This is a genomic window from uncultured Marinococcus sp., assembly GCF_947493875.1.
Taxonomy (GTDB): domain Bacteria; phylum Bacillota; class Bacilli; order Bacillales; family Marinococcaceae; genus Marinococcus.
In genome coordinates this window covers 38,756-48,241 of the sequence record NZ_CANLSU010000013.1, presented here as the reverse complement: position 1 = coordinate 48,241, position 9,486 = coordinate 38,756, and the positions used below count along the sequence as shown (strand labels likewise).

Here is a 9,486-nt window from a genome sequence, read left to right as displayed (position 1 = left end):
TCGGCTAACTTCATTCTACTAGAAAAGGACTTCCTTTTTTCGTGTTCGCTCGTTTACACAAAATATTTTACGCTCTCTAATTATCAATGGCGAAAAAGGTTTTTATTAAACGAAAAATAGGAATACTAATACAAAATCCTTTAATGGAGCGTGAAAGCATGGAACAACTGATAACAATTGATCAAGCAGAGACATTGTATGGAACGCTCACCGTGCCTGAGAACAAACACGAAAAGGCTCCTGGCGTGCTGATAATTGGGGGAAGCGGGCCTGTAGACCGCGACGGGAACGCCCCTGGAATGAAATTAAACATTTATAACCAGCTGGCCTCCTGGCTTGAAAAACAAGGCATAGCGTCACTGCGTTATGATAAGAGAGGTACAGGGAGCAGTGAAGGGGATTTTCTTGAAACTGGGCTGCAGGATTTAATTGAGGATGCTTCTGCTGCCGTACGTCTTTTAAAAATGGTCCCGGAAATTGACGAAGAGAAAATTTTCATTCTCGGTCACAGCGAAGGCGGGGCGATTGCTCCTAAGGTGGCGGAAAAAGAAAAGGTGCATGGGCTGATGGCACTCGCGTCGTCGCCTAAACCGCTGTTTGATATTTTACTTGAACAGGGAGAATCGGTGGAAAGGGAAATAAGCGAGGGCAAAGGAATCTTTTACCGTGCACTGAAAACGGGAAAAGTGAACAAACGGATGATCAAAAAGCAGCATAAAGTGCTTAAGGAGCTGCTTGATGAAGAAGCATCAAAAAAATACAAAAATGTGAATGTAAAATGGTTTCAGGAGCACGCTGACTATGACCCGAGGGAAGCCTTTCACCGCATGCGCATTCCTCTGATCGCCGTAAATGGAGGCAAAGATGCCCAGGTGAAGGCAGAGGATGTCAGTGCAATTGCCCAGCATACGAGCGGGCCGGTTGAGGCTTATGTAGTCGAAGAGATGAACCACATTCTCAGGCATCAGCCCGAAGAGTTCTCGATCATGAAAACGAAGCGCAGGTACTTAAAGCAGCAGAATGACAACCTGTCCCATGAACTGCTGGACCACCTGCATCCCTGGCTGCAAAAGCAGATACAGTAGTAAACGCTGGAAAAATCAACAAGCGGATATAAAAAAATCGTCCCCAGGTTTTTAGACCTGGGGACGATTTTTCCAGGCTGTTTATAAAGTGATTATTTCTGAAGAAGTATGCAGTTAGTTGCTTCCACCTTCGAAGGGTCGCTTTCCGGAGGGAACTCTCTTTGCTAAACTGCCCTTCTTACAAGGAAAGCATGACTTCGCGCAGCCATATTCTTGGAAAGCAAAGAACGCTTTTCAAGAATTGTAACACCCTGGCTGGCTCCGCTCATGCTTCCCAATAAGATCGTTTGGGAAGCAGTAGGAATCGTTCTATCTCCTCCCGGAGTCGCCCCTTCTACAGCTCCGGCATCTTATAACATAGGGAAACGCTTATTTACGAAACATAAGAGCACGAAAGGTTTTCCAATAAAAAAGTTTATTTTTTCTGCAGTGTCCGGCAGTGACGCCGGTGGGATCGAAGCGCAGTATCTCAGGGCCAGTCCAATGACTTTCTGGACAGGCCCTGAGAGCATGAGGAAACCCAGGCCCATGCCTGCTGTACCTATACAGCAGGCATGGGAAACAGCTGAAGACGAGCATGCAAGCTTCCGCCGGTAAACGAAGGAGAAAATACAAGGAATAGAATAAATATGCTTATTTACTTAATCAACACTCTGAATTCTTATAAGCATGAAATTGATTCCATGAAGTAGCTGATTCATTTATCTGTTATAATAGCACTGCTTGTGTAAACGCTTTAATTTTTTAAGGGAATGAGGAATAGTGATGAAAAAAGTTGTAGTAACAGGTGGAAACGGCCTGCTCGGCACATGGGTGTTAAAAGAATTTGTATCTCATGGCTATCAAGTACTGAATGCGGACGTGAAAAAGCCGGAGGAAAATATCTGTGATACGGTAATCGTAGATCTGACCGATCTCGGGGAAGTATACGGGGCGCTTCAAGGTGCTGACGCAGTGGTGCATCTTGCAGCAATTCCAGTCGCCTATTCGCATCCAAATGAAGTAACGTTCCGCAACAATACCTTGGCCACCTATAACGTGCTGGAAGCAGCAGCAGGGCTCGGGATAAAAAATGCGGTTCTGGCTTCCAGTGAATCTTCTTACGGCATATGCTTTGCGAAAGAACGATTCGATCCGCAATATGTGCCTATTGACGAGGCGCATCCGCAGCTTCCGGAGGATTCTTATGGTCTTTCTAAGATAGTGAATGAAGAAACAGCTAAAATGATGCACCGCCGCACTGGCATGCAGGTAGTGAGTTTCCGTCTCGGAAACGTGATTGCTCCTCCTATGTATCAGAATTTCCCTTCCTTTATCCATGATGCTTCCCAGCGGGACCGTATTCTTTGGAGTTACATTGATACAAGAGATGCTGCTGCAGCATGCCGCCTGGCGGTAGAGAAGCAGGGACTTGGTGCAGTTGAGCTGAATCTTGCCGGTGACGACACAAGTATGGATATTCCCAGCCGTGATTTAATGAAAGCAGAATTTCCAAACGTGCCGATCAAAGAAAATCTCGGTGAATTTGAAAGTTTACTGAACAGCGATAAAGCAAAAGAACTGCTGGGCTGGAAGCCGGTTCATTTTTGGCGCGACAACGTGAAAATTAAGTGAAACACACATATCACGCTGTATAATTACAAATCAGGCTGTTGATAAAATCGCCATTAGGCGGCTTTTTTTCTTGATTTCTTCCGAAATCTTTGAAGAAAATTGCACACCACCGGGCAAAAACTGAAGCAGCATAAGACTCTTTGCATGCATAAATACCGAAGATAAGAAAAAATCTCCAGATTTTACATAAAAAGAACCAGAAGCCTATGTTGGAGATGCTTCTGGTGATAATAGTTAATCAACACTCTGAAAAAATCGCCCACAGGCATAAAAACCTGAGGACGATTTTTGTTTATTACATGGAGGCTTTCTGCAGACTGTTGATCATTGCCAACGATTTACCGGTACCGATCGCGACAGCTTCAAGAGGGGACGATGCAAGGTGAACCGGTACTACAATCTGGCGGCTCAGCCAGTCCTGAAGGTCGTTCAAAAGCGCGCCCCCGCCGGTGAGAACAATTCCCTGATCGACGATGTCGCCGCTCAGTTCAGGGGGACACTGCTCGAGAGTAACGCGAATAGTTTCCAGAATCTGATCGAGAGTTTCTGTGATAGCCCGGTGAATTTCCGGTGACTCCAGGGTGATGGTTTTCGGCAGCCCGTTTACAAGATCTCTGCCCCGGATTTCCATCGTACGGACTTCACCGTCGGGGATAGCGGAGCCGATCTCCATTTTGATATTTTCAGCGGTACGTTCGCCGATCAGCATATTATATTCCTTGCGGACGTGCTGGGTAATGCTCTCATCCATATGGTCTCCGCCTCGGCGGATCGCCCGGGAGGAAACAATGCCGCCGTAGGAAATAATGCCAACCTCTGTCGTGCCTCCGCCAATATCGACGATGACGTTCGCCTTAGGCTCGTCTACAGGCAGCTCTGCGCCGAGCGCTGCTGCAATTGGTTCTTCGATTAAGGAGACAGATTTAGCTCCGCAGCCAAGTACTGCATCACGGATGGCCCGGCGTTCTACGGAAGTGGAATCGCACGGCGTACATACGACAACCTTTGGCTTGCGGAGAGTGAAGCCTGATTCTTTTTGAATTTTCTTCATTATGTGGGAAAGCATGGCAGAAGTGATGTCATAATCTGCAATAACGCCTTCTTTCATTGGACGGGTGGCGATGATATTGGCCGGAGTTTTTCCAACCATTTCCTTTGCTTCTGTACCTACAGCGTAGACTTCTTTTGTATCGATATGAAGGGCTACAACGGAAGGCTCGTTAAGAATAATGCCTTTTTCTTTCGTGTAAACGAGAATATTCGCAGTTCCTAAATCAATACCTATTTCTGTTAATGCCATTTTATTTACTCACCTTTTCCGGGTTATTAGTCTCTAGTATTTAATTGTAGAGGAGTGGGGGTACTTAAATAAGGGCCTAAGGTCACGTAAAATATGAGTAATTACCCATTTTTACAAAAAATGCAGCTGGATTAATAAATTAAGTCCACTACTTCATCAATGGAAATAGCTCCAAAATACGTATACAGATCAAACTGGGATAATGTTTTATAAATGGCATCGCGTTCATACTTCGTACCCTGAAGTGCTTCCTGGAGATCCTCTACGTTTCCGGTACCAAAAAAGTCCCCGTATATTTTCGTTTCCTGAATCACGCCTTTTTTGACGTTGAAGCGGATGTCGAGCATGCCGGCATCGAATTTTTTGCTGCGGTGAATATCAAAAGCTGGGGATTTGCCGTAGTTCCAGTCCCAGTTGCTGTAACGATCATTAGATATTTTATGAATTTCCTTCCAGTCTTCATCGGTAAGGCGGTACTGCTCGATCTCCTCGTCGCTCCCGAAAATATACCGAAGAATGAGCTGTTTGAAGGCTTCTACAGACAATGGTTCATCCAAAAATTCATTGATATTTCCGACACGGCTCCGAATGGACTTAATTCCTTTCGAGCGGATTTTCTCGTCTTTTACATTCAGCGCAGCTACGACATTTTCAATTTCCGAATCAAGCATCAGGGTGCCGTGGCTGAACATTCTTCCTTTTGTGGCGAACTGGGCGTTGCCGGAAATTTTTTTTCCGTTAGCCTGTAAATCATTGCGCCCGGACATTTCGGCGGGAACCCCGATGTTATTTAGAGCGTTGACGATTGGCTGTGTGAATTTTTGGAAATTTTGAAAGCTGTTGCCGTCATCCTTTGTTAAAAAACTGAAATTTAAATTGCCTAAATCATGATACACTGCACCGCCGCCGGAAAGGCGCCGTACCACCTGGATGTTGTGCTTTTCCACATAATCAGTGTTGATTTCTTCAATGGTGTTTTGATTTTTCCCGATTATAATAGAAGGATTATTTACATAAAAAAGCAAATACATTTCATCCTTCTCGAGATCCATGTTTTTTAAAGCAAATTCTTCGATGGCTAAATTGATTCTCGGGTCATTTATACCTTCGTTATCGATAAATTTCATTTGTAGCCTCCTAAAAATTGTGCGTTGAACCAATGTTGATTTTGAAAGAAAGTTCCTTTTATATTATGCCATAAATACTGATGTGAAAGCTAATGCTGACAGGAAAAAGAAAATCGGAAAGTATTCCCGCGGAAATAATCCCTAGTTAAACGATTTGTATTGTTGACTTTGCAAAATGTACCCACTAAAATATACTATAAGCTAATAAACCTGATAAACTTACTAAGGATTTCAAGGCCTTTAAAATAAGATTTTCATTTTTTATGGAAACAGGTACAATATTAAAGGGAAAGGGATGGAAGCGCATGATAGTATACGATTCCCTGCAGACAAATGAACTGGAGCAAGTGAATAACGAAGTGCTGGAAGGACAAAGCGCGCTTGAAGTTATCCGCTGGGCCTACGGCGAATACGGCGATGATTTAGTGTATGCATGCAGTTTTGGAGCTGAAGGAATTGTATTGATTGATTTAATCAGCCAGGTGAAACCAGATGCAACCATTGCTTTTCTTGACACCCAGTTTCATTTTAAAGAAACGTATGATGTAATTGATGCAGTTCGTGAAAAGTATCCGGAGTTAAACATTAAAATGCTGAAGCCGGAACTGTCTCCTAAACAGCAGGCAGCCCAGGAAGGCGAAAGACTCTGGGAAACAGATCCGGACCGCTGCTGCGGTATTCGGAAGCTGCAGCCACTCGAAAATGAATTAAGCCAATACGGCGCCTGGATGTCCGGCCTGCGCAGATCGCAGTCGCTGACCCGCCGCAACACGCAGTTTGTAAACGAGGATAAACGGTTTGAATCGATTAAAATCTGTCCTTTGATCCACTGGACGTGGGATGATATCTGGGCCTATATCGAAGACAACAGCCTTCCTTACAATGAGCTGCATGAGCAGAACTATCCAAGTATCGGCTGTGTACAGTGCACGGCGAAAGTGCTCGAAGGCGACGATCTCCGCAGTGGCCGGTGGACAGGAAGCGGAAAAACAGAATGCGGCCTGCACCGCTGATGAATTAAGATGAAGAAGGGACGATGATCATGGCTTTAAGTACTCCACACGGTGGAAAATTAGTAAATCGTAAGGATTTAACCAAAGACGTTTCATCCATTCAAAAACAAATTGAGCTTGATGAGGTAGCTTTATCCGACCTCGAGCTGCTCTCCAACGGCGCGTTCAGCCCGCTTGAAGGCTTCATGAGCGAAGAGGACTACAACTCAGTGGTTTCTTCGATGCGCCTTTCGAATGGAACGGTCTGGAGCATTCCGATTACCCTGCCGGTCACAAAGGAAAAAGCAGAGGAATTGAAAGCAGGAGAGGAAGCCCGCCTGGTTTTTGACGGAGAAACGTACGGTACGATTGAACTTGAAGGATTCTATGCTCCGGATAAGAAGCGGGAAGCAAGAGAAGTATACCGCACCGAAGAAGAAGCCCACCCCGGCGTAAAGAAAATGTATGATCGTCCGGATACGTATGCTTCCGGCAAAATTACGCTGGTAAAAGAAATCAGCCATGAGCAGTTTGAAAACTATTATCTGGATCCGGAAGAAACACGCAGTGCCTTTGAAAGCCGTGGCTGGAATACGGTGGTAGGCTTTCAAACGAGAAATCCTGTCCACCGGGCACACGAATATATTCAGAAGGCAGCACTTGAAACCGTGGACGGCCTGTTTTTAAACCCGCTTGTCGGGGCAACAAAATCAGATGATATTCCTGCCGATGTGCGCATGGAAAGCTATGAGACCATCCTCGACGAATACTATCCTGAAAACCGGACATTTTTAGCGGTATTTCCTGCTGCTATGCGTTACGCCGGGCCCCGGGAAGCAATATTTCATGCCATGGTACGTAAAAATTACGGCTGCACCCACTTTATTGTCGGCCGTGACCATGCGGGTGTCGGTGACTATTACGGAACGTATGATGCCCAGGAAATTTTCTCCGAGTTTACGTTTGAGGAACTTGGCATTCAGCTGCGCTTCTTTGAGCATTCCTTTTACTGCCTGAAATGTGAAAACATGGCGACAGCGAAAACGTGCCCACACGACAAAGCTGACCATGTCATTCTTTCCGGTACGAAAGTGCGTGCCATGCTGACCAACGGCGAAATGCCTCCAAAAGAGTTCAGCCGTCCGGAGGTCGTGGAAGTATTGATCCGCGGCATGCAGCGCCAGACTTCCAATTCATAAACGACAGGAGGAAAACGATGGGGTCTAAATCCACAGATATCGTCTGGCACGACGCCTCGGTATCCAAAGAAGAACGTCAGGAAAAAAATAAGCATCAAAGCTTTGTGCTCTGGTTTACCGGTCTTTCCGGGTCCGGTAAATCCACGCTTGCAAACGCCGTCTCCCGGAAGCTTTTTGAACGCGGGAGCCATACTTATGTGCTCGATGGAGACAATGTACGTCACGGTCTGAATAAGGATCTTGGCTTTTCCCCGGAGGACCGGACAGAAAACATCCGCCGCATCGGAGAAGTGGCAAAGCTGTTCGTTGACAGCGGACAGATTGTCAGCACCGCTTTTATTTCCCCGTACCGGGAGGACCGCCACCAGGTGCGTGAACTGCTCCCGGATGGAGAATTTATCGAAGTATATGTAGAGGCGAGCCTCGAAGCCTGTGAAGAACGGGACCCAAAGGGCTTGTATAAAAAAGCGCGCTCCGGAGAAATCCCTTCCTTTACCGGGATCAACGCGCCCTATGAAGAACCGGAAAACCCGGAGCTTACGGTAAATACCGAACAAAAATCCATTGAAGAATCCGCCCAGGAAGTAGTGGACGCTTTAGTGAACTGGAATTATATCGAAGAACAATAAAGCAAGATACGTAGAGGACGCGGGCTGTTAAGCCGTGTCCTTTTTTACCATTTGATAGAGGGAAAGGAGGAGTTGGGTGGCAGATGGGAAAGTTTATTTAGTAGGAGCAGGGCCCGGAAATGAAGGCCTTCTGACCGTGCGCGGAGCAGAATGCATCCGCCAGGCGGATGTCATCTTTTATGACAGGCTGGTCAACCCGCTTCTTCTGGAACAGGCTCCGATTGAAGCGGAACGTATATACTGTGGAAAGCTGCCGCAAAAGCATATTCTGCGGCAGGAAGTGATCCAGAAAATGATGGTGGAAAAAAGCCGGGAAGGAAAAAAAGTAGTGCGCCTTAAGGGCGGTGACCCCGGCGTATTTGGAAGAGTAGGGGAAGAAGCAGCCGTGATGGAGGAAAACGATATTGACTACGAAATCGTCCCCGGAATCACATCCGGTATAGCTGCCCCGCTTTATGCCGGCGTACCTGTGACTCACCGGGATTATTCGGGAAGCTTCGCAGCGATCACGGCCCATACGAAGAAGGAAACAGGAGAGCCGGATCTGGATTGGGAGCCGCTTGCCAAAAGCATTGATACGGTCGCCTTTTACATGGGAGTCAAAAACCTTCCCTTTATTACGAAACGCCTCATAGAAGCGGGGAAGCCTGAGGATACGGCTGTGATGGTAGTTGAGTGGGGCACTTATTCAAAGCAGCGGACGGTGAAGGGCACCCTTGCAGATATCAATGATATTGTGCAAAAGCATGCGATTGAAAATCCTTCGATTACGCTGGTCGGCAATGTTGTTAAGGCAGGGCCGGTCTCGACCTGGTTTGAAGAGCTCCCGTTGTTTGGCCGATACATGTGGCACGTGCGTACAACACCGGGGGCAGGCAAATGGAGCAGCGAATGGAAAAGTCAGGGCGCAGAGGTGTATGAAGGGCCTGTATGGGAAGAAACACTGCCGGAGTTTACCAACCTGCAAAAGGATCTTCCCTATGATGAAATTATATTTGAAACAGCCAGTGACGTTGAAGCGTTTATAGCTCAGCTGAAGAAATGGCGTCTGGATCTGAGACAGGTGAACTGCCTTCTTACAGCTGCAACCCGCCGGGCGGAAGAAAAATGGAAGGATTACGGTATCCTTCCCGAATTTCGTCCAAAAGAGGAATGGAAATCTGCTGGGAATGTTCACGTCATTGGAAGTGAGGCATGGATAGAAGAGATCGCTCCTCAGGGCAGCAGTGATATTGGGCATGTGTTAAAGAGTGCCGCTTCTTCAGATCATACACTTGAGCGGCTGTTGGTGGATGACTCCATCAACACAGTGATTTTCCCATGTAGAAAAGCTGTCACGACTGCGGTGGAAAAAATAAACCACCTGTATAATGGAGACGCTGGACGATGGTGGTCACAAAAAACGGTGGTATGCATTGGTGAACGCACGAAGGAACAAGCTGAAAAACACGGAATCCATGTGGATATGACAGCAGGGGCTTCAGCGCAGGCGGTCACCGCCTCTATTCAAAAATGCTTCAGCCCTATTCTTTAAGGAGGA

At 46.5% G+C, this 9,486-nt stretch carries 9 protein-coding genes; 7 read left to right on the top strand and 2 right to left on the bottom strand.

Annotated elements, in window-relative coordinates; all coding sequences use genetic code 11:
* Positions 1-158: 158 nt before the first annotated feature.
* From Q0757_RS16075 to Q0757_RS16065, 3 genes are all read left to right on the top strand, one after another.
* A complete protein-coding gene (locus tag Q0757_RS16075; protein WP_298789137.1) occupies positions 159-1,085 on the top strand; it encodes a S9 family peptidase in 927 nt (308 codons plus the stop codon).
* Positions 1,086-1,298: 213 nt separating this feature from the next.
* Complete coding sequence (locus Q0757_RS16070; RefSeq protein ID WP_298789136.1) at positions 1,299-1,682, top strand: hypothetical protein; 384 nt, start codon at positions 1,299-1,301, stop codon at positions 1,680-1,682.
* Positions 1,683-1,850: 168 nt separating this feature from the next.
* Entirely contained in the window at positions 1,851-2,699 is an 849-nt protein-coding gene (locus Q0757_RS16065; protein ID WP_298789135.1) for an NAD(P)-dependent oxidoreductase, read from the top strand.
* 295 nt (positions 2,700-2,994) lie between these two features.
* Here the strand turns inward: Q0757_RS16065 and mreBH are convergent, their stop codons facing one another.
* Both mreBH and Q0757_RS16055 read right to left on the bottom strand, forming a co-directional pair.
* A complete protein-coding gene (gene mreBH / locus Q0757_RS16060; RefSeq protein ID WP_298789134.1) occupies positions 2,995-3,999 on the bottom strand; it encodes a rod-share determining protein MreBH in 1,005 nt (334 codons plus the stop codon).
* 131 nt (positions 4,000-4,130) lie between these two features.
* Positions 4,131-5,126: a lipoate--protein ligase gene (locus tag Q0757_RS16055; RefSeq protein ID WP_298789133.1), complete on the bottom strand. Its 996-nt coding sequence runs from the start codon at positions 5,124-5,126 to the stop codon at positions 4,131-4,133.
* 305 nt (positions 5,127-5,431) lie between these two features.
* Between Q0757_RS16055 and Q0757_RS16050 the strand changes: the two genes are divergently transcribed.
* The 4 genes from Q0757_RS16050 to cobA all read left to right on the top strand — a co-directional run bounded on the left by Q0757_RS16050 (position 5,432) and on the right by cobA (position 9,480).
* Positions 5,432-6,139: a phosphoadenylyl-sulfate reductase gene (locus Q0757_RS16050; protein ID WP_298789132.1), complete on the top strand. Its 708-nt coding sequence runs from the start codon at positions 5,432-5,434 to the stop codon at positions 6,137-6,139.
* Between the two features lie 29 nt (positions 6,140-6,168).
* Complete coding sequence (gene sat / locus Q0757_RS16045) at positions 6,169-7,317, top strand: sulfate adenylyltransferase (RefSeq protein ID WP_298789131.1); 1,149 nt, start codon at positions 6,169-6,171, stop codon at positions 7,315-7,317.
* A gap of 17 nt (positions 7,318-7,334) precedes the next feature.
* Positions 7,335-7,946, top strand: a complete 612-nt coding sequence (cysC, locus tag Q0757_RS16040) for an adenylyl-sulfate kinase (RefSeq protein ID WP_298789130.1) — start codon at positions 7,335-7,337, stop codon at positions 7,944-7,946.
* 76 nt (positions 7,947-8,022) lie between these two features.
* Entirely contained in the window at positions 8,023-9,480 is a 1,458-nt protein-coding gene (gene cobA, locus Q0757_RS16035; protein ID WP_298789129.1) for a uroporphyrinogen-III C-methyltransferase, read from the top strand.
* Positions 9,481-9,486 lie beyond the last annotated feature (6 nt).